19 protein-coding genes are annotated in these 19,060 nt (G+C 45.6%); 12 read left to right on the top strand and 7 right to left on the bottom strand.

Features of this window, described 5'->3' with window-relative positions:
• Positions 1–21 precede the first annotated feature (21 nt).
• Positions 22–915 carry an NAD(P)H-binding protein gene (locus KOE27_RS00400; protein WP_215236906.1) on the bottom strand — a complete coding sequence of 298 codons (894 nt, stop codon included), beginning with the start codon at positions 913–915 and terminating at the stop codon, positions 22–24.
• Between the two features lie 104 nt (positions 916–1,019).
• Here KOE27_RS00400 and KOE27_RS00395 point away from each other — a divergent pair, with 104 nt between their 5' ends.
• The 4 genes from KOE27_RS00395 (at position 1,020) to KOE27_RS00380 (ending at position 4,163) form a co-directional block, all read left to right on the top strand.
• Complete coding sequence (locus KOE27_RS00395) at positions 1,020–1,397, top strand: winged helix-turn-helix transcriptional regulator (protein WP_215236905.1); 378 nt, start codon at positions 1,020–1,022, stop codon at positions 1,395–1,397.
• A gap of 66 nt (positions 1,398–1,463) precedes the next feature.
• Positions 1,464–2,777, top strand: coding sequence for a BNR-4 repeat-containing protein (locus KOE27_RS00390; RefSeq protein WP_215236904.1), 1,314 nt, complete (start codon positions 1,464–1,466; stop codon positions 2,775–2,777).
• Positions 2,778–2,985: 208 nt separating this feature from the next.
• On the top strand, positions 2,986–3,732 hold the full coding sequence (locus tag KOE27_RS00385) for a ThuA domain-containing protein (RefSeq protein WP_215236903.1): 747 nt from the start codon (positions 2,986–2,988) through the stop codon (positions 3,730–3,732).
• A 65-nt stretch (positions 3,733–3,797) separates the two neighbouring features.
• Positions 3,798–4,163, top strand: a complete 366-nt coding sequence (locus KOE27_RS00380; protein ID WP_215236902.1) for a DUF1304 domain-containing protein — start codon at positions 3,798–3,800, stop codon at positions 4,161–4,163.
• 71 nt (positions 4,164–4,234) lie between these two features.
• Here the strand turns inward: KOE27_RS00380 and KOE27_RS29565 are convergent, their stop codons facing one another.
• The 3 genes from KOE27_RS29565 to KOE27_RS00365 form a co-directional block, all read right to left on the bottom strand.
• Positions 4,235–4,744 carry a hypothetical protein gene (locus KOE27_RS29565; protein ID WP_229252568.1) on the bottom strand — a complete coding sequence of 170 codons (510 nt, stop codon included), beginning with the start codon at positions 4,742–4,744 and terminating at the stop codon, positions 4,235–4,237.
• Positions 4,745–5,281: 537 nt separating this feature from the next.
• Positions 5,282–6,187: a dihydrodipicolinate synthase family protein gene (locus KOE27_RS00370; protein ID WP_215236901.1), complete on the bottom strand. Its 906-nt coding sequence runs from the start codon at positions 6,185–6,187 to the stop codon at positions 5,282–5,284.
• Between the two features lie 81 nt (positions 6,188–6,268).
• Entirely contained in the window at positions 6,269–7,543 is a 1,275-nt protein-coding gene (locus KOE27_RS00365) for a glucuronyl esterase domain-containing protein (protein ID WP_215236900.1), read from the bottom strand.
• 279 nt (positions 7,544–7,822) lie between these two features.
• Between KOE27_RS00365 and KOE27_RS00360 the strand changes: the two genes are divergently transcribed.
• The 3 genes from KOE27_RS00360 to KOE27_RS00350 all read left to right on the top strand — a co-directional run bounded on the left by KOE27_RS00360 (position 7,823) and on the right by KOE27_RS00350 (position 9,850).
• Positions 7,823–8,557, top strand: a complete 735-nt coding sequence (locus KOE27_RS00360; RefSeq protein ID WP_215236899.1) for a 3-keto-disaccharide hydrolase — start codon at positions 7,823–7,825, stop codon at positions 8,555–8,557.
• A 331-nt stretch (positions 8,558–8,888) separates the two neighbouring features.
• Positions 8,889–9,314: a VOC family protein gene (locus KOE27_RS00355; RefSeq protein ID WP_215236898.1), complete on the top strand. Its 426-nt coding sequence runs from the start codon at positions 8,889–8,891 to the stop codon at positions 9,312–9,314.
• A gap of 89 nt (positions 9,315–9,403) precedes the next feature.
• Entirely contained in the window at positions 9,404–9,850 is a 447-nt protein-coding gene (locus KOE27_RS00350; protein ID WP_215236897.1) for a glycine zipper family protein, read from the top strand.
• An 89-nt stretch (positions 9,851–9,939) separates the two neighbouring features.
• On the opposite strand, the gene KOE27_RS00345 is transcribed toward KOE27_RS00350, so the two are convergent.
• Together KOE27_RS00345 and KOE27_RS00340 are read right to left on the bottom strand one after the other, a co-directional pair.
• The gene (locus KOE27_RS00345; protein ID WP_215236896.1) at positions 9,940–10,881 is read right to left on the bottom strand and encodes a DUF4886 domain-containing protein; all 942 of its coding nucleotides are present in this window, start codon (positions 10,879–10,881) and stop codon (positions 9,940–9,942) included.
• A 118-nt stretch (positions 10,882–10,999) separates the two neighbouring features.
• Entirely contained in the window at positions 11,000–12,394 is a 1,395-nt protein-coding gene (locus KOE27_RS00340; protein ID WP_229252567.1) for an amidohydrolase family protein, read from the bottom strand.
• Between the two features lie 332 nt (positions 12,395–12,726).
• On the opposite strand from KOE27_RS00340, the gene KOE27_RS00335 reads away from it, so the two are divergent.
• The 5 genes from KOE27_RS00335 (at position 12,727) to KOE27_RS00315 (ending at position 18,143) form a co-directional block, all read left to right on the top strand.
• Positions 12,727–15,369: a cation-translocating P-type ATPase gene (locus tag KOE27_RS00335; protein ID WP_215236895.1), complete on the top strand. Its 2,643-nt coding sequence runs from the start codon at positions 12,727–12,729 to the stop codon at positions 15,367–15,369.
• 108 nt (positions 15,370–15,477) lie between these two features.
• Positions 15,478–15,843 (top strand): BlaI/MecI/CopY family transcriptional regulator, encoded by a 366-nt coding sequence (locus tag KOE27_RS00330; protein WP_215236894.1) that lies wholly within the window; start codon positions 15,478–15,480, stop codon positions 15,841–15,843.
• A 1-nt stretch (position 15,844) separates the two neighbouring features.
• A complete protein-coding gene (locus KOE27_RS00325) occupies positions 15,845–16,789 on the top strand; it encodes a M56 family metallopeptidase (RefSeq protein ID WP_215236893.1) in 945 nt (314 codons plus the stop codon).
• Complete coding sequence (locus KOE27_RS00320; protein ID WP_215236892.1) at positions 16,779–17,033, top strand: hypothetical protein; 255 nt, start codon at positions 16,779–16,781, stop codon at positions 17,031–17,033. Before KOE27_RS00325 ends, KOE27_RS00320 begins: the two co-directional genes overlap by 11 nt.
• 24 nt (positions 17,034–17,057) lie before the next feature.
• Positions 17,058–18,143 (top strand): TlpA disulfide reductase family protein, encoded by a 1,086-nt coding sequence (locus KOE27_RS00315; protein ID WP_215236891.1) that lies wholly within the window; start codon positions 17,058–17,060, stop codon positions 18,141–18,143.
• Positions 18,144–18,224: 81 nt separating this feature from the next.
• On the opposite strand, the gene KOE27_RS00310 is transcribed toward KOE27_RS00315, so the two are convergent.
• Positions 18,225–18,998, bottom strand: coding sequence for an oxygenase MpaB family protein (locus KOE27_RS00310; RefSeq protein ID WP_215236890.1), 774 nt, complete (start codon positions 18,996–18,998; stop codon positions 18,225–18,227).
• Between the last annotated feature and the right edge of the window lie 62 nt (positions 18,999–19,060).

The following is a 19,060-nucleotide window of genomic DNA, read 5'->3' as shown; positions in this document are numbered from 1 at the left end:
TGAGTATTAGAAGTCCAAAGATCAGCCCTTGTGATACGCCAGACTGAATGCTTTCACAAAATCTTCCAGCTTATAGGTTCCTAAAACCTCGGGCCGGTTTTGCCAGTAATGTTCCTGTAATTTTCCTTCACGGATAGCCCTGCCCATTTTAACATACAGATCGGCAAAACCAGGGCTCAAGCCTCCGTCTACCATTCCCTGCTGCGCCTGCTCATCTGTGAAAGTGATCCAGGGTATACCCTCCTTGTCAACAGATTTGCCCAGTAGTTCTGCAATTTCATTGGGATGTCTTTCGTCACTGGAGATATATGTTATGCTGTTACCGGTGAACGACAGATCCAGCAGGTACCTGGATGCAACAATCGCGATGTCCCCGGTATGAACCAGTACCAGTTTTTCCTCGGTATTACCGAAATTGCTTCCCGCAATGCCCGCATGGCTGATGAGGCCAGCCTGGCTGTAAAGGTTGTTGAAGAAATAAGAAGGACGGAGGAATTTAGTATGTACATCTTTCAACTCCAGTAATCTTTCTTCCAGATATCCCAACCCGTCGATGGGCCCCGCACCTTGCCTCAAATGCGCCCCGATACTGCTCAATAAAACCACGTGTGTGATACTGCTGCCAGCAATAGCCCCTACATAATGATCGGCAATTTCACGCTGTAATTTAGGGTAGTCCGGCGCCGAAAAATCGCTGGGGACCATCAGATATGCCACATCTGCATTTCTGAAAACATCCGACAGGAACGACGCGTCCGTTACGGAACCAATCGCCGGCTTTGCGCCCAGTTTTTCTATTGCTTCCTTTTTCCCGGGGTTACTGCTGATTACCGTTACCTCGTGCCCGTCTTTGACCAAATTTTCTGTTACGGGTAAGCTGATGTTACCAAGTGACCCTGTGATGATGTATTTCATTGTGATAAGACGATTAATAAACGATCATTAAAATTGATTTTCTGATGGGACAAAACTATATTTGTACTTACTTTTATACAAGTACTTACCCCAAAGTATGTACCATGACAAGAATCAAGGAGAGTTCGACCTACCATGCCAACAGAGAGATTGTCCTGAATACCTGCCCTGTCACCTATGTGATGAACAAGATCGGAGGACACTGGAAACCTATCATTTTATATCACCTTTTATCGGGCAGCAAACGATACAATGAAATCAAAAAGGCGATGCCCCACATAACTGAAAAGATGCTGATCCAGCACCTCAAACAGCTGGAAGCCGACCATTTACTAACCAGGGAAGCCAAACCGGTTGTCCCTCCATACGTTACCTATACGCTCACGGAATCGGGCAGAGAACTGGAGACCGTGATCAATGAAATGGCCCGATGGGCATTCCGGGATATGGAGCGACAGGTAAACAGCTCTTCACTAAATTGAGATAATATTATACCTTTTCACATGGTCCGTAACAGGATTACCGGAGACTTTTAACTTAACCGATAAATGATGAGAATCAGCCTTCTAATTTTCACTTTCCTCAGTTTCATTTCAACACTTTCTGCCCAGACAGTTTCAACCCTCACAAACGACGGTGCATGGTGCTGGTTCAGCGACCCGAGGGCCATTTATACCAGTAATAAAAACGGACAAATTGTAACGGGCTGGGTTACCAAAACAGGCGATATCCTGGCGGCTTCTCTGGATCTTAAATCAGGTAAAGTGATCAGCAAGGTACTGTACACCCAACTGGAAATTGACGACCATGACAACCCGGCTTTTCTCCAGCTTCCCAACAACCGGATACTTGCTCAATATACCTGGCATGGAGGCAGTAAAAACGGCATGGGCGTGATCCAGAATACAACTTTACAGCCATGGGATATTACTACGTTTTCGGACTCGCTGGTTTTTAAACCGCAGACACCGGCTCTGCTGGAAAAGTTTAAACGTGAGACGTACACTTATGCCAATCCGTTTATGCTGAGCGGAGAAAACAACAAAATTTTCAGCTTTGGCCGTTGGGTAGGATTCAAACCCAACCTGATTACCTCTACCGACAATGGCAAGACCTGGTCTGACCCCATGGTGGTGATCACCTCCAAAGAACTTAACACCAACAACCGGCCGTACGTCAAATACTATTCAGATGGCAAATCCCGCATCCATCTTATTTTTACTGACGGGCATCCTAATGCCGAACCGTTGAACTCGGTTTATTACTGTTACTACGAAAAAGGTGCTTTCTGGCGTGCGGACGGATCCAAAATTGCCAATATGGATCAACTACCATTTCATCCGTCCGATGCCTCCATTGTATACAAAGCCACTGCCGAAACAGGAAAAGCCTGGATTTTTGACATCGTGCCAGACCGGAAGGGACGGCCCGTTGTTGCCTATACCCGTTACCCTACCAACCAGCAGCATCAGTATTATTATGCCGTATGGGATGGTCAGAAATGGAACGACAACCATCTGACAGATTCCGGCAAATGGTTCCCTCAGACGCCGGAGGGCAAAAAGGAACGGGAAGAAAATTATTCAGGCGGCCTCACCATTGACCCGCTGGACCCTTCGGTGGTATATTTTTCACACGAGGTTAACAATGTATTTGAAATATCAAAAGGAGAAACCAGGGACTTGGGCAAAAGCTGGAAAATCACGCCGATCACCCGAAATTCTGAGTTTGATAATGTTCGTCCGGTGATTCCCAGATACAAAAAAAAGGGCGACAAAAATGTGTTGCTCTGGATGCGAAACCGGAAATACGTCCACTATACCGATTACGATTCGGATATACTCTGGAAGATATTACCCTGAGCGCTTGCCTGGCTGGTTTTTCGTAACGGAGGGCAGTCTTCCGGGACATGTACCTATCAATCCCACTTTTGCAAGCTATTATTCCGACTTGCGAAGTCATTTAAGTATATAAGCCCATAAGCATGTCTTTATAGGAATTGATGGAGACGGGATACAAATCTCTTCCTCGCGGGTAAATGATGTTATCTGAAATCTTACAATTAAACCCATGATCAAAAAAATATATCCACTGCTGCTGGTAGCCCTGAGTGCCGTTTCGTCCCACGCCCAGCAGTTCAAAGCTTTGTTGTTTACGAAAACAGCGGGGTTTCACCACACTTCCATTCATGAAGGCGTTGATGGCGTGCGGAATCTTGCCGCCAGGCATAATTTTACCGTTGACTGGCAGGAAGACCCCTCCGTTTTTAATGAGCAGCGGCTTAAAGCTTTTGATGTAGTAATTTTCTTGAATACGACGGGAGACATCCTGAATGCAGAACAACAGACGGCCTTTGAAAAATATATTCAGTCTGGCAAAGGCTGGGTGGGTATCCATGCCGCAGCAGATACCGAGTATGACTGGGCCTGGTACACCAAGCTGGTGGGGATGATGTTTTATACACACCCTGCGCAACAAACGGCATATCTGGATGTAGTCAACAGTAATTTCCCCGGGCTGGAGCGTTTCCCCAAACGAATGCTCTGGACCGACGAATGGTATGAATACCAGAAACCATACAAATCCGACGATCTCAAATTCCTGATCACACTGGACGAAAAAACGTATAATCCCAAAACCAGTAAAGGCAACGGCATGGGTGACGTGCACCCCATTGCATGGTACCATCCTTACGACGGCGGAAGAGCCTTTTATACAGGCTTGGGGCACATCGGAATGGTTTACTCCGACCAGTCCTTTCTGGATCACCTATACGGAGGCATCTTCTGGGCTGCCACTGGAAAAGGCGTAAAGTAAAGTTTATATTTGGAGGACCCGGTCAGTACTAAAAAAGATAGTAACTTATAACAATGCCCAAACCCATGGAAATCCTATCAAAAATCCTCGTTGGCATGGTGGCGCTGGAACACCTGTATATCCTTTACCTCGAAATGTTTGCCTGGGAAACAAAAGGCAAAGAAGTTTTCAAAGGCTCACTGGCACCCGAGCTGTTTAAACCCACAAAAACCCTTGCTGCCAATCAGGGGCTGTACAATGGTTTCTTAGCCGCCGGCCTCATCTGGACCTTCTTCATTACAGACCATCACTGGGCCTTTTACATTGCCGTTTTCTTTCTGACGTGCGTCCTTGTCGCAGGCATCTATGGTGCAGTTACCGCCAGCCGGAAAATATTCTTTGTGCAGGCCCTGCCCGCTATTGTGGCACTGATCGTGTTACATATCCGTTAATGATGAGTATGTATCTAATAGCAAGATACATACTCATCACACGCCGGAATGGTCAGTCTGCTACGCACCGTTTATGCAAAAAAGCTGGGCTTTTGTAAATACCCGGGTTGCCAGCTGGAATCACGGCGACGTAGAACACGGGAAATCGTCAGGATTTCATCCAATCGGCTCTGCTGCTCGCTGATCGGATCCTTACTATGAAAGTATTGTCCGATAATCTCCCATTCGAACATGTCCGTATGCCCGTCATAAATCCCCACAGGTATACGGTTGCCGTCTGTCATCAAAAGCCCTAAAACCGCCTGAGCTTCTTCCTGGGACGAACAGCCAATATGGTGATACTGCGCGTTAAGCATGTACAATACCGAATAGCGATTTTCAGAATATCTATTGTTATCCTTAGACGGCTTATTTTCTGACTTACTACCCAGGGTTACTGCTCCCTTTGTAGCATGGCCCGCTTCCAGCAAATTACCTCCAAACGGAGCAACCGGCTGCGATAAAACATCAAACAGGTTTTGGAATAAATTTCTGAGATCCGAGATCGGAGATTTGCTTATATACTTTTGTATTTGTGTCATGATTTTTATTCGTCATTTGAAACGATACTTTCAGAACCTAGATGAAGATACTATTTCGGACATTAAACAATGATAATTGGTATAATACAATTATTAAAAACAATCTCCTCATCTGACCATCCTATCCGCCAGGTCTATCTTACTAGTATTCAATTTTATTTTGTCTTTAAATAATTACTTTAACGCACTCCTAAATGTTGATTACAACAGACACCTTCATTTTCATCACAAATATCAACAATAATTGTTTATCAATGGTTTACAAAGTAAATAGTTTTGCAAATTATCTTAAAATCTTAAATAGTATATATCAATAAAGTACTATTTAAGTTAACGAGTACTTTCTTTACACCCTAAAATTATAGTACCAAACGCGATTATCCATAGATAAGAACTTAAAGCACAATAACGAAATAATTATATATTTTCATTATAAATACTCTCATCAGACCAAGTCAGAAAAGAGAAAAAAGAGCACAAAAAAAAGAACCGAGGATGTCGTCTGCCCCGGTTCCTTTGTCCTTTAAAATTTAAGTATCAACCCTTAACCGCAGCCTCCAGTCTAATCACCCTTTCCATAAGCCGGTCTGCCAGCTTTTCGTGATACGAATCAAACGGAAGGATAGGTTGACGCACCAGGGGCGTACTGTAAATGCCCTGCCGGTGTAGCAGACGTTTGTAAAAGTGTATGGAGATATCCAGGTGCTGGTTTGAAAAAGCCAATACGGGCAGCAACTCATTAAACAACGCTTCCGCCCGTACATACTCCCCGGCCTGAAAAGCATTGTAAATGGCAGTATATATAAAATGCATACCGGTTGGCATGAACGCATGCACGCCTCGTTGCAGCGCCTCGATCATCTGCGTTACCGCCCATCCGCCACTTAAATGCAGACGCCCCTCAGTCAACTGAAGCAAACGACTGTATTTAACTCCTGCAGGAACTGTTTCGATTTTAAGACATCGAAATGCCTCCACCGTGTTAAACAAATCCAGAATTAAGGGATCAGGCAGGCCATAACCCGACGCATCCCAATCCTGCAGCATAATGGTTTCGATCCCCAGATCTGCCACTTGCCGAAAATGTGATTTAAACAGTTCCTCGTTTTCAAAAGGTATTTGTAATAACACATTTCTGCAACCGAGTTCCAGATATCTACCGACAATCTCCAAACGTTTTTGATGATCGGTTTCGCCTGCTCCGGCAAAAACAGGTACTTTCTCTCCCGCTTCTTCGGTCACAATACCAACCATTTTCAAACGCTCCGCCATAGTCAGCTTATAGACCTCCGATGCCATGGCCGGAACCAGAAAACCTGCCACACCCGCCTCCATAGCCATGCGCACATGCAGCCTCAGCGCCTGCTCGTCCAGTCTGTCGTTTGAATCAAACGGGGTATTTAAAACTGTAATAATTCCTTTTACAGGAAACAATTCTTTCATAGGAGGCCAGACAAATGATCAACACAAATACGCATGAAACGACCAGAAAGGCCATTTGACCACTTGTTATCAGAATAAAGTTTACCTCCTCAGCCACTTATCCGCAAAATGAAGATACTGCTGCCAATCATACCGATTCATCGTATGGCCACCTTTCCGCAAATGATACCCTATTTTCCCAGCGCCTGTGGGCCGGTTTGTTTCAGGCAGCTCCGGAGTTGACAAACCCTCAGATCCGTAAAGGGCATACGCAGGTGAAGCATAATAACCGGACAGGTATTCTCCTTTAGGATCGGCCCACCAATCTTCCGACGCACTGGCAATATAAACGGGCCGCGGAGCAATCAATGCGATCAGCTCATGATAATCCACCGGAAGCGCATCTTCTCTTCCTCCGAATTGTTTATAATTTCCCGAAAACCAATGCGGAAAAGCTTTATTAATAATTTCTATTGTTTCTCCGAATTTCCTTCTTGTAATGGCCGCACCACCTTCACCTGAGTTATTGGAAACCACCATTGCAAACCGCTGATCCTGCGCACCTGCCCATAAAGCGGCTTTCCCAAGCCTGGAATGCCCAATCACCGCCACCTTCGTGGCGTCCACCATTTTGTCCGTTTCCAGATAATCCATAGCCCTGCTAAGCCCCCATGCCCATGCACCAATGGCCCCCCACTCGTCGGACTGAGGCATGTTTTGGCCTTCTTTAAAAAAAAGCGAATGTACTCCTTCATTGAAACTGTCGGGCCGGTCCGGCTGCAGGTCTCCGCAAAAAACCGTCGCCAAACCGTAACCTCTGGCCAGAATATCTTCTACTACCCAATCTCCCGCCTGGCTACCGCGGCTGGCTTCCGTAGCCCGATGTTCCACTATAACAGGGGCCACACCATCCCGAACCCAACGTTTTGTGATGGTGATACCAGGATCCTGATGAACGACCTGATTACCCGCAAAGTTCAGCCCCAAAAACACAGGGACGCTCCCTTTCACATTACGTGGAAAGTAAAGCAGTATATCCATACTCCTTTCCCCCTTCTTACCAAAATATACCGTTACCTGCTTCCTGATAGCCTGCCCGCCAAGGGCATTACTGTCCGCATCATACTGCACAAAACGCATCGGAACCTTCTCAGAGGGAGTTTTCCCGTACACATTTTCCGAGAACAAACTCAGTAGCTCCGGTCGGCGTGTCTTTTCCCAGTCTCGTTTTGTACGTACCATCTTTCCGGATCTTGTTTTAAGCAAATCCGGTAATACATAGGAGACCACCTGGCTTTCATCCCGGATGGTTTTCTGGGAGAAGAGGGGTTGGGTGACGAGATTAAACGTCAGGAGTACGGCTGCAAATTTCATCATAAACCTTAAGAAATATTGTATTTCCCTATTTGTGTCATAAAAGATAAGTCATCTTTACCTTCCTGACTTAGGCTGCATCTGGAATAATTTATCCCATAAAAAGCTAGCCTTTTCACACACTGAAAAAGTACTGATTACCGGTATAACTTAATTCTAAATTTAGATTTTATGCCGCCGGTTAAGTAAAACCCATTTCCCCAGGTAAAATACTGCTCCGTCCGGCTTTACTTTCCGAACACCGAAATACATTATTATAACCCGAACCTTAAACCCACAAACATGAAGACAACCCAGGCAGTTTTAATGATCAGTTCGCTGAGTCTCCTCTTAGCCTTTCGGCTCCCCGCCTTTGAAGATACCGGAGAAATGCGGACAGATACCTATCAGACAAAAAAATGGGAGACACTCTTTGATGGCAAAAACCTGGATAAATGGCGAAAGGCCGCGGTTGACAGCGCTCCTTCCAAAGGATGGATTATTGAAAACGGGACCTTATCGGCCACGAAAGGCAGAAAAGGGGGCGACATCATCACCAAAGAAACGTACAGCAGTTTTGAACTTCAATGTGAGTTCAAGCTGACGCATGCCGCCAATAGTGGAATCAAGTACCTCGTCAATTCGATCCAGAATGCTAATACGAAGAAGTATTCTCCCATGGGAGTCGAGTATCAGATCATCGATGATAAAAACTATCCGGAGGTAAAAAATGACCCTGACGGGGTATCATCAACAGGGGCTGTTTATCTGTTGTACGCTCCAAAAGGGAAGAAACTGCTACCTGCCGGCGAATGGAACAAGATGCGCATTCTGGTAAAAGGGAAACATACCGAACACTGGCTGAACGGTGTAAAAGTAGCAGAATATGAAAGGGGAAGTACGGACTTTAATCAGAAGGTTGCTACTACCAAATTTAAAGATTATCCGGACTATGCCAAGGCAGATACGGGCCACATCATGCTCACAGATCACGGCGACCAGGTGTTCTATAAAGAAATAAAGATCAGAAGGTTATAATCTCGTTGTCATTCTGTTTCCGTGGGCTCCGTTCATGAAATATGGAACGGGGCTCGTTTATTTATACCGATCTGCCACTCCTGCCCCATTTTTCAGGAGATTTAGAAGACATGGCCTTTCCTTTTCGGCCCAAACAAATACTTTGCCCGATCTACATTTGCATCATTATTTTTATTTAAAACAGAACATATTTATATTTTCGGTCCTCCCACCACTAAATCTGTCCGCAATACACCCTCAGAAAGTCGCATTAGCCCACCTCCTGGTTTAACGATACCCTTTAAATTTATACAGGCAATTGTTTCAATCGCTACACTAAACATACCGACCAATGAATAACCAGATTTATCCTTGTTTATGGTTCGACGGCAATGCCAGGGAGGCCGCAGGATTTTATTGTTCAGTTTTTAAAAATTCCAGGATCCTGGATGAGACCCCGATGGTGGTTATTTTTGAGATTAACGGAAACAAAATGATGGGTCTGAACGGCGGTCCTCTGTTCAAATTTAACGAATCTGTTTCTCTTGTCGTAAATTGCGATACCCAGGAAGAAATCGATTATTACTGGGAAAAACTCACATCCGACGGAGGGAACGAAAGTATGTGCGGCTGGCTGAAAGATAAATTCGGGTTTTCGTGGCAGATCGTACCGGCCAATCTGGGTAAATATATGTCTGACCCCGAAAAAGGGAAAAGGGTGATGCAGGCGATCATGGGAATGAGAAAACTCAATATAAAACAGCTGGAAGAGGCCTGAGGCCCGGGGAAACTAAAACCTGAAGTTGCAACCAACAGGCGCTGGCATGGTTTTTATTTCCTTAGTATCTAAACATCCGGTTTAGAACTATGAAATTACCAATGTTAATGTTAGGTACTACCTTGTTTTTATCGGCTTGTGATAGCCGAAAAAGTCAGGAAATTGCGATGCAGCAGGCAAAACAGATGGCTGTGGACTCCATGAAAAATGTAATCTCTAAAAAGGCAGTAATTGACTCTATGAATAGGGTAATGGCCGAGCGGGAGGAAGAAATAAAGCGCTTGCAGGAGAAAAAAAACAAACAATATGTGGCAAGCAGCTATGCAACGGCACCGTCTGCGACGAAAAAGAAAAAATGGAACCATACTGCCAAAGGAGCTGTGGTGGGAGCAGGTACGGGAGCGGTAACCGGGGCAATCATCAACAAAAACCGGGCAGAAGGTGCGCTGATTGGCAGCCTTATTGGTGCGGGAGTAGGTGCCGGAACAGGAGCGATTGTGGATGCTTCGCAAAAGAAGAAACAGAAAACGGATTGATAGATTCCAATAAAGAGGCCTCAAAAGAGGTATCCTGCGAAGTGCAGGGTACCTCTTTTTTGATCAGGCAAAAATCTTTGCTCCTCCTGTTACATTCCTTTTGTAACCTCTCGTGCTACCTTTCTTAATTGCTTTGCAAAGTCATCCTCCACATTTTCAGGTTTGAATTTCAGTTTAACCGGCGACTCCTGAAAAAGAACAGCATACCAAACCAGCCCACCCAGAAAACAGCCTGCTTCATTGGCATGGTTCCCATCAAAAGCCAGCTTCTGACTATTGTCGTACCGGTAACCCACATGTAGCGAATACAGCTGGGTGGGAAGAACGGGATACTTGGGATCCTCAAAATTGAACCTGGTATCCGGCTGATACGCCCATTGAGGTGCTGAATTTATTTTCCAAAATGCATCTCCTACCGGCAGGAGCCTTATGCCCAGCTCTTTGGCTATGGAATGATAAGCTGCTCTGGACTTTTTCCACATTTCCTGAGCATTGGTTGCAAACTGGTTATTTGCTGTCTGGGTAAATTTTTTTGCATCTGTCCGGTAGGCCCAGGTTTGCTGCATCACCACCCGGGCATTCGGTTGAATGGATTTGACAAGATCATACAGTTTTCTGGCATACGGCATATAGGTTGTAACATCTCCCGAATTCATTGAATTTTGCTGAATGGTAATCACATCCCAGGTTCCAGCAGACAGTAGCTCCCTTAATGACTTCCCTCCGTAGGCTTTTCCCTTTGGGTCGTCCGGATTTTTCTCAGCAGCTTCTGCAATTTCCCAGTGCCTTTGCAAAGAGCATCCACCCAACTCCGCCCTTCCGATTTTAAGCGGGTGCCCTCCCTCGGCAGCAAGCTGAGGAAGATATCTTGTTGCATTTTGTGAAAAACTATTCCCAATGAGGAACAACCGTAATGTATCCGAGTCTGCACCGCCATCACCAAGCCGATAAGGTGTACCTGTTACGGCAAATGAATAGATTAAAATCAGGATAAACGCCGCTATTGAATATTTTTGGTTTGCTTTCACCATTTTGAATTTAAAAGTTTCTGAATAACATTGCTCTTGCCACCGGATCTTAAAAAATCAATGTCAAAAAACGGTGGGAAGCGATTGATTTTGAAGATTTCGTCAGAATTGCCGACTTGGTTTATTTAACCCAAACTCCGTTTAACATCACTTTGTCTACCTGGCGGATAGCACTGAAGTTTTCCAGGGGGTTACCTCTGACCAGAATCATATCAGCCAGTTTCCCCTTTTCAATACTGCCCAGTCTGTCATCTATCCTGAAAAACCTGGCATTTTCCATCGTGGCCGCTACGATTACCTCAGCCGGGGTTAACCCGCTTTCCACCAGAATTTCCATTTCACGCTGATAAGCCCAGCCCGTAAGCGCATAAGTGATCATGGAGTGCGACCCAACGACTATTTTCACTCCTCCTTTTTTCAGTTTTGCAGTCAAGGCTTTCATGTGATTAAAGGCTGTCAGACGGGTAGTGTCCGTTGTTAAGCCGGTAGGTGCAGCAGGTACTCCTTTTCCCTGAGTACTCTCCCCCACTTCCATTTTGTTCATCTCCGGTGCCTGATACTCAAACGCGCCTAGTGTAGGGCTCACAAAGGTCCCTTTCCGAACCAGAAATTTCATCAGGGTATCCGCCCTCCATCCGCTAACATCCAGTTTTTTCCAAACATCGTATCTGCCCTCTTTTCTTGCATTGTTATCAGCCAGTACCCGTTGCCTGTACTTTTCGCCCTCAATCTGTGGCTGGAGGGACAAGCCAAAAGAGGTGATGTGCTCAATTCCATCCAGACCCGCCTCTATTGCTTCCATTGCCTCTGTTGTTTCCAGATGGCCCGTCACCGGCAGCCCCCTTTGATGCGCCGCCTTACATATTTCCTGGATGATGCCCGCAGGCAGCCGAAAGTACACTTTAATGACAGAAGCGCCCCTGTCCGCCATTTTATTGACCTGATGAACAGCTTCCTGGGCATCTCTTACAACATAGGCATCCTTGGGATAGGCGGGCGGAAACATATCCAGATGCGGATCAGCCAGGAACAATCTTGGAACAGGCTTCCCCGATTTCCTTTCACCGTCATAGGCCTCGATCCAGGCACCTGGATCCCGCAATGAGGTAACACCGTTCTGAAGAAATAATGCTGGCAGGTTCTCCTCCCCGTCCAGATGAAAATGAGAATCAATAAAACCGGGAAGCAGACTCATACCCTTGCCATCCACTATTTCAGCTCCGGCAGGAATTGACACTTCTCCATTTTTACCAACTTCCCTTATCTTGCCGTTCTCAACAATCACGCAGCCATTTGCAATTGGCTGCCCGCCATTCCCGTCAATAACGGTAGCTCCTGTTATGGCAATTATTTTGAGCCCCAGTTTTATTTCCTTTTCATTTATTTCCTGAATGACATGATTTTCGGTTGGAGAAGTAGTTTGACGGCAGGAATAAAGTACCAAAGAAGCCATAATACCGACCAACATTACATTCGTTTTTGGTAAGGCAAATCCGGGAAAAATGAAAACGGACATAAAAACAGGATTTTAAAGTATGCCTGAGTTCGGTATCTGGGAACTTGGGCAGGTTCAGGATCAACCGGGATATTAAGTTAAAACAACTTCCATCGCTTTTTTTACTCCTATTGCAGGTATCAGGCTGATTAAAGATTCTAACTGTTTTCTTTGCAGTTTCATAGTGATTCGGATGAATGCCCTGTCATAGAAAAAAACCGAATTTGTGTACCTGAATATAACTACCGGACACAATTTTGTAATTTGGGGTGAGATTTCAGCGCTTCACCTTCTCTGAGTTCTGATAAGATCTTATCCAGGTTTAAAGAAACAGACTTAACGTTACATCCCTTATGCCTCCACTCCTACACGAACTGTCCGCCGAAGAAATTGTCATACAGCTTGATACCGATCCGGGAAAGGGGCTGACAGGGCCGGAAGCCCAGGCCCGAAGCGAAAAATTTGGCCCAAACCAACTCCAGCAGGAAAAGAAGGAAAGTGTGTGGGCTATCCTGCTGCGGCAACTGAACAGCGTGATCGTATGGATACTCGCAGCAGCGGCCGTCCTTTCCTTTTTTCTGGGCGACATCGTCGAAGGCTATGCCATTCTTGCCGTTATTTTCATCAATGCCATTACGGGTTTCGTGCTTGAATACAGTGCCCGGCAATCTATGGAGGCCTTAAAAAAGCTGGATACCAACCCCGGAAGAGTTTTGAGGAACGGGCAGGTTGCAGAGATCCCTTCGGAACAAATTACCAGGGGCGATATTCTGATACTGGAAGCTGGCGACCTGATCCCCGCAGATGCCAGCATCCTGAACGCCAATCAGCTTGAAGTAGATGAGTCGGCCCTGACGGGCGAATCCATTCCTTCCGTTAAAAACAAAAGCCCTTCGGAAAAAGACGCTCCGCTTGGCGACCAGCATAATCGCTTGTTTAAAGGTACCGCAATAACCAACGGAAATGCAAAAGCCATCGTCACGGGTATCGGGCAGGATACCGAACTGGGGAAAATTGCAACACTCGTCCATGAATCCAACCGCAGTGCAACACCGCTGGAAAAAAAGTTGGATGCCCTGGCTAAGGTACTGATCTGGATTACAATCGGGCTGGCAGCTCTGTTTCTGATTGTGGGATTAATCCGGGGAGAGGAAACCGAACAACTTGTCATTACCGCACTGGCACTTGCCATAGCGGCCATCCCCGAAGGGATGTCGGTGGTAGCTACCATCGCGCTGGCTTATGGCATGCTGCGCCTTGCAAAAAAGAAGGTAATCGTTAAGCGGCTATCAGCAGTGGAAACGCTCGGTGGCACCAATGTTATTTTTACGGATAAAACAGGAACCTTAACCCAAAATAAAATCACAGTACACGCCGTGCATTTACCAGCGGGAGATGTAAAAATCCGATTCAACGAAAAAAATGCTTTGGAAGTAACCCACGGCGATACGGAGCTGCCGGGATCAGAGGAATTCCGGCAGCTGGCTAAAGTAGGCGCACTGGCCAATAACGCACAACTGCAGACTGAGGAAGGAAAAGAGATGGGTGATCCTGCTGAAGTTGCCCTGCTGTTATATGCACAGGCTGCCGGAATTGACATCCCCGAACTTCACACGCATCTTCCCCGGGAAGCAGAAAAGGCTTTCAGTTCCGATACCCGTATCATGGCAACGCTGCATCAATCGGAGGGCGGCTATCTGATTGCGGTGAAGGGAGCAGTGGAAGAGGTTTCAGAACTGTGCGAATGGAATGACGAAACAGACCGCAATCTGGAAATAGGTGTATCCGAAACCATGGCAGCAGATGGCCTCCGCACCCTGGCTTTTGCCTACCGGCAAACCGAACAAAAACCTTCGGATCATTTTGTAGAAGAAGCAAAGCTGACCTACCTCGGACTGATCGGATTTCTGGATCCTCCCCGCAGGGAAGTTACTCCTGCATTAAAAGCCTGTCATGGGGCAGGTATCAAAGTCATTATGGTGACCGGCGACCATCCCACTACTTCTCTTAATATTGCAAGGCAGGTAGGCCTGGTGGGGCCCGAAGAACAGCTCGTTTTAACCGGAAAGGACCTCCAGTCCTTTCATTTCTCATCAGAAAAGGACAAGGAAAAAATGATGGCCTGCCAGGTTTTTGCAAGAGTGAATCCTGCACAGAAACTGGACATGATTGATTTTTACCAGAAGCAGGGAAATATAGTGGGTATGACCGGCGACGGTGTGAACGATGCCCCCGCTCTGAAAAAATCGGATATTGGTATTGCGATGGGCCTGCGCGGCACACCTGTAGCAGCAGAAGCCGCTGATATGGTGTTAAAAGATGATTCGTTCTCGGCCATTGTTTACGCTATCGGACAGGGCAGGGTAATTTTTGAGAACATCCGGAAATTTATCATTTTTCTGATGTCCTGTAATATGAGCGAAATTTTTGTGGTCACCTTTGCCGGTTTTCTCAATGTTGGAAACCCTTTACTGCCCCTACAGATTTTGTTTATCAATATCGTTACCGACGTATTTCCGGCACTGGCTCTGGGGGTGGGAAAAGAAAATGACAAGCTCATGAAATCGCCCCCGCGCGATCCCAAAACACCGGTTTTGGAATTGAAAGACTGGAAGAATATCGTGTTTTACGCAATGGTAATGACCGCCTCGGTACTTGGGATCTTCTGGTACGGAACGCATCGATTGGGATTAAGCCAGCAGGAAGGGAATACGGTTACTTTTTATGCATTGTCGCTGGCCCAGCTTCTGCATGTTTTCAATTTATATTCAGGCAAAAAGAGGTTTTTCTTCAACGAAATCACAAAAAACAAATTCATTTGGCTGGCCATACTGCTTTGTATTGTAATTCTGATCGCGACTTACTATGTCCCGTTCCTGAGACAAATTCTGGCACTCCGGCCGCTGGATATCCGCTCACTGGAGCTCATCGTAGCGGCCGGAGTAATGCCCGTTCTTGCCATTCAGGTTATTCATTTCATCTGGCCTTCCCGTTAAGATCGGTAATTAAGACCTTGACAAGGTTCAAGAAACCACACAACTACAATTGTAATTAAAAAATTACAATTGTAGTTACAAGCAGAAATATTCTGTTATGTTTGTAAAATGAAACACAGACTTAGCGAAAAAGAAGAAGGCATTATGCAGATTTGCTGGAACCTGAACAAGGCTTTTGTAAAAGATGTAAGAGAAGCTCTTCCTGAACCCAAACTTCACATCAACACGGTATCCACTATGATGAGGCGCCTGGCGGATAAAGGTTTTTTGGAAATTGAAGATTTCGGGACGACCTACCGCTATTCCCCGGCCATTACAAAAAAGGATTATACCACGCGATTTGTAAAACCACTTCTGGCGGGCCTGTTTGGCAATTCTATTAAAAATGCCATTAGTTTTTTCGCGGAACAGGAAGAGGTTACAGCAGATGAATTGAAAGAGATATTGGAAATGATTGAAAAACGGAAGAAATAACATGGCAGCTTTACCGGGCTTTTTATGGAAAGCAAATGTGATTTTCACAGTACTCTTTGCGGCATATTACCTGCTACTGCGGAAAGAAAAGTTTCTGGTATTCAACCGCTTTCTATTGGCGGGTATCTTCCTTTTAGCCCTTACACTCCCTCTGTGTCCCAACCTGGTTCCTGCCGGAATCGACCCAGGCCATATTTTAAAAGCGCCCGTCACCAGATTTTATACATTTTTCGAAACCTCCATCTATCCGGACCGCACAATCATTACAAACAGACTTGAAAGTACGGACCTTTCCATGGTCGCGACAGCTGTCTATCTGCTGGTAATCACGTTTCTTTTGATAAAACTCCTGTTTCAGGTTTTAAAAATACTCGGGATAGTGAGTAAAAGTAAAAGGAGCGTCATGCAGGGAATGGTTTACTGCGAACCGATCCAGGAGTTACCCCCATTCTCTTTCTTCCGGTATATTGTAATATCCGGCCAAACCCTGAATCCCGAACAATACCGCTATATCCTCACTCATGAATTATGTCATTGTCGGCAGTTACATAGCATCGACGTACTGTTAACAGAACTTGCCCGCATCCTGTTTTGGTTTAACCCGCTGGTATACGTATACAGAGATCAGGTAAAACTGAATTTGGAATTCCTTGCCGACGAGCAGGTAATTCGTGGTGGTGCGGACAGAAAAGCCTATCAGCTCAGCCTGCTAAGCCTTGCAACGGGTAAGCCGCTGTTCAATATGACAAACGCATTTTATTCATCCAAAATAAAACGGCGCATCAGTATGATGAATATCGGGTTAGGTTCCGGGAGTCGATATAAATATGCCGTAATAGCACCGCTGATTCTGATTTCGTATATGCTCATAAACTGGGAACCAATTATGTCAATGGCACGGAATCAAATTTTGATTCCGTGCCACAACAAACATTGTGAAATTTAGGGAAGGCCCGCAAATGGACCAGCCTGAAACTGCCTTCAAAGGCATTTTCATAATCAATGGGAAGGTATATCCCGACGAGCAGATAAGAGATTTGTTAAGTAAAAACGGTCGGTTGGAATTTACTTTCAGCGCCCCGCCTGTACTGGGTATATATACCTCAAACGATGTGAACGCCATTCGTAAATGGGGCAAGGCGGCCCGTAACGGAGCCATCTTCGTTGAAGCCAAAAATAGCCATCAGTAACAATCCGGTAACCATTCAAATCACATGAACTTCATCAGCAACCTGATCCTTTCTTTCCTACTGTCAGCATCCGCCTTAAGGGCTCAGCAAGGTTATATCATTCAAATGAATTTAAGCGGTTTTAAGAATGGGACGCAATTTGAACTGGTAGATCTGAACCAGGAAAAAGTCATTGATTCGACCAGGATACGGGATGGCAAGCTAACCTTCAGGGGGAAAGTCACGGAGCCCGTTGTAGGCCGGATTCACACAATTGACAATAAGTACCTGATCGTATATCTGGAAAATAAGCGTATCACCATCAAGGGCAGTTACGCCGATTTTTATTATGCCGGGATTGAAGGATCGGAGATCAATATGTACTGGGTAAAATCAAGAAACGCCCAAAAAAAGTATCAGCAAACCAGAGATAGCCTTGTTCAGACATTCATGACACTCGGTGAGGCCGATTCATTACAAATGCGGCAGATCGTTCGTGAAATGAACGACATCGACCGCTGGACAACTCATTACCGCAAAGCATTTATCAACAGAGAAAAACCTACCTACTTCACACTAAAAGAACTCTTCTATCTCAGCAATGACTTTTCAGCCGACAGCCTGAAAGAAGTATTCAGCAGATTCCCGGCTCATCTACAGAAAACCAAAGACGGTGTGGTTTTAAGTACTTACATCAGCCAAACGGGTCCTCAGATCGGACAACCTTTTGCTGATATCGAAGGGCGGGATCAGGCTGGCAAAAAACACAAATTATCCGAATTAAAGGGGCAGTACGTATTATTGGAATTTTGGGCGTCATGGTGTGGCCCATGCAGACAGGAAAATCCATCCACCTTAAAAACATATAATCTGTATCACAAAAAGGGGTTTCAGATTTACGGCTTCTCCATTGATGCGAACAAGTCCAGCTGGATTAGTGCAATCCAAAAGGATGGCCTGAGCTGGCTCAATGTCAGTGATCTCGGGGGATGGCATAGTACAGAAGCAGCACGTTACCAGATAAAGGCCATTCCTGATAATTTCCTGATCGACCCACAAGGTATCATTATCGCCAGGAATTTAAGAGGTAACGCATTAGCAGAAAAGCTCCGATCCATTTATAAAGATTGAGTTCACTAAGCCCGATGAAATTTCGGGGCGGCTCACATTAACCCAATGCTCAATACCTGCATGGGGCACGTGACAAGCAGGTCAGTAGGCCTCTGCCGGCTGCAAATCGAGATTCAGTATCCTCGTTTTGTAAGCCTTTGGTAAGATAATATTTCTAAACCCTGCCGCCACATTGAAAATCCGGGCGAGTTTATAACCAGCCAACACAGGCAGCAGAAAGGGTATCCTCCCGAGCTTAAGCATTTTTCTTACCTCCCGCGGTACCACCAGTGCCTGTACTTCTTTCAACAGCAGGTACCTTGAGACACCCAGATGTTTCCGGTATTGTTGAAACAAATCCGCAGTGAAGGTACTTGCGACAAGGTTTTTGTGCAGATGCTCCGCCCGCATGATTTCCCAATTTTCATAATTTTCGGGTAAACCCCTGATTCCCATACGGGCTCCTACCTGATAAAAAACTTCGAATATTTCTGCTTTTTCGGTGCCTGTGAGTTTTCGCTCCAGTACTTCAAAAGAACGGACGGAATAATCAATGAGCATAAACAGAACGTCACGATAGGCGCTGTCGGGAATCTGTGCCCCGCGTTTTTCCTCCACTCCTCGGTGAATAGCAGTAATCACGTCAATCGCACGCAGGGCATCGTGGTACTCCGAAAATACGATCTGCCGGGCATAGTCAACCGTTGAAAATAACCTCTCAAGCGGATCCGATGGAAGTTTGCCCGTAAAATAAAGCCAGTCCACAGCCTTGTTCAAGGCAAATTCTGCGGAAGCACCTGCGAAAATAAACAGGATGGTATCGGCTTTCCCCCAGATTTCTCTCACCACAGAGCCCTCTTCAACAAAATATTTCATAGCAATTTTTCCTTTTATCTCTTTGTATTCATTTCCTGCTGTCACAATAACAGAGTACTTTG

This window comes from Dyadobacter sp. CECT 9275 (assembly GCF_907164905.1).
GTDB lineage: Bacteria > Bacteroidota > Bacteroidia > Cytophagales > Spirosomataceae > Dyadobacter > Dyadobacter helix.
This window is presented reverse-complemented; position numbering and strand designations above follow the sequence as displayed.

Bases quoted from the DNA above. Each gene is read 5' to 3' on its own strand.
- KOE27_RS00400 (WP_215236906.1), bottom strand. From the start codon at position 915: ATGAAATACATCATCACAGGGTCACTTGGTAACATCAGCTTACCCGTA.
- KOE27_RS00395 (WP_215236905.1), top strand. From the start codon at position 1,020: ATGACAAGAATCAAGGAGAGTTCGACCTACCATGCCAACAGAGAGATT.
- KOE27_RS00390 (WP_215236904.1), top strand. From the start codon at position 1,464: ATGATGAGAATCAGCCTTCTAATTTTCACTTTCCTCAGTTTCATTTCA.
- KOE27_RS00385 (WP_215236903.1), top strand. From the start codon at position 2,986: ATGATCAAAAAAATATATCCACTGCTGCTGGTAGCCCTGAGTGCCGTT.
- KOE27_RS00380 (WP_215236902.1), top strand. From the start codon at position 3,798: ATGGAAATCCTATCAAAAATCCTCGTTGGCATGGTGGCGCTGGAACAC.
- KOE27_RS29565 (WP_229252568.1), bottom strand. From the start codon at position 4,744: ATGACACAAATACAAAAGTATATAAGCAAATCTCCGATCTCGGATCTC.
- KOE27_RS00370 (WP_215236901.1), bottom strand. From the start codon at position 6,187: ATGAAAGAATTGTTTCCTGTAAAAGGAATTATTACAGTTTTAAATACC.
- KOE27_RS00365 (WP_215236900.1), bottom strand. From the start codon at position 7,543: ATGATGAAATTTGCAGCCGTACTCCTGACGTTTAATCTCGTCACCCAA.
- KOE27_RS00360 (WP_215236899.1), top strand. From the start codon at position 7,823: ATGAAGACAACCCAGGCAGTTTTAATGATCAGTTCGCTGAGTCTCCTC.
- KOE27_RS00355 (WP_215236898.1), top strand. From the start codon at position 8,889: ATGAATAACCAGATTTATCCTTGTTTATGGTTCGACGGCAATGCCAGG.
- KOE27_RS00350 (WP_215236897.1), top strand. From the start codon at position 9,404: ATGAAATTACCAATGTTAATGTTAGGTACTACCTTGTTTTTATCGGCT.
- KOE27_RS00345 (WP_215236896.1), bottom strand. From the start codon at position 10,881: ATGGTGAAAGCAAACCAAAAATATTCAATAGCGGCGTTTATCCTGATT.
- KOE27_RS00340 (WP_229252567.1), bottom strand. From the start codon at position 12,394: ATGTCCGTTTTCATTTTTCCCGGATTTGCCTTACCAAAAACGAATGTA.
- KOE27_RS00335 (WP_215236895.1), top strand. From the start codon at position 12,727: ATGCCTCCACTCCTACACGAACTGTCCGCCGAAGAAATTGTCATACAG.
- KOE27_RS00330 (WP_215236894.1), top strand. From the start codon at position 15,478: ATGAAACACAGACTTAGCGAAAAAGAAGAAGGCATTATGCAGATTTGC.
- KOE27_RS00325 (WP_215236893.1), top strand. From the start codon at position 15,845: ATGGCAGCTTTACCGGGCTTTTTATGGAAAGCAAATGTGATTTTCACA.
- KOE27_RS00315 (WP_215236891.1), top strand. From the start codon at position 17,058: ATGAACTTCATCAGCAACCTGATCCTTTCTTTCCTACTGTCAGCATCC.
- KOE27_RS00310 (WP_215236890.1), bottom strand. From the start codon at position 18,998: ATGAAATATTTTGTTGAAGAGGGCTCTGTGGTGAGAGAAATCTGGGGG.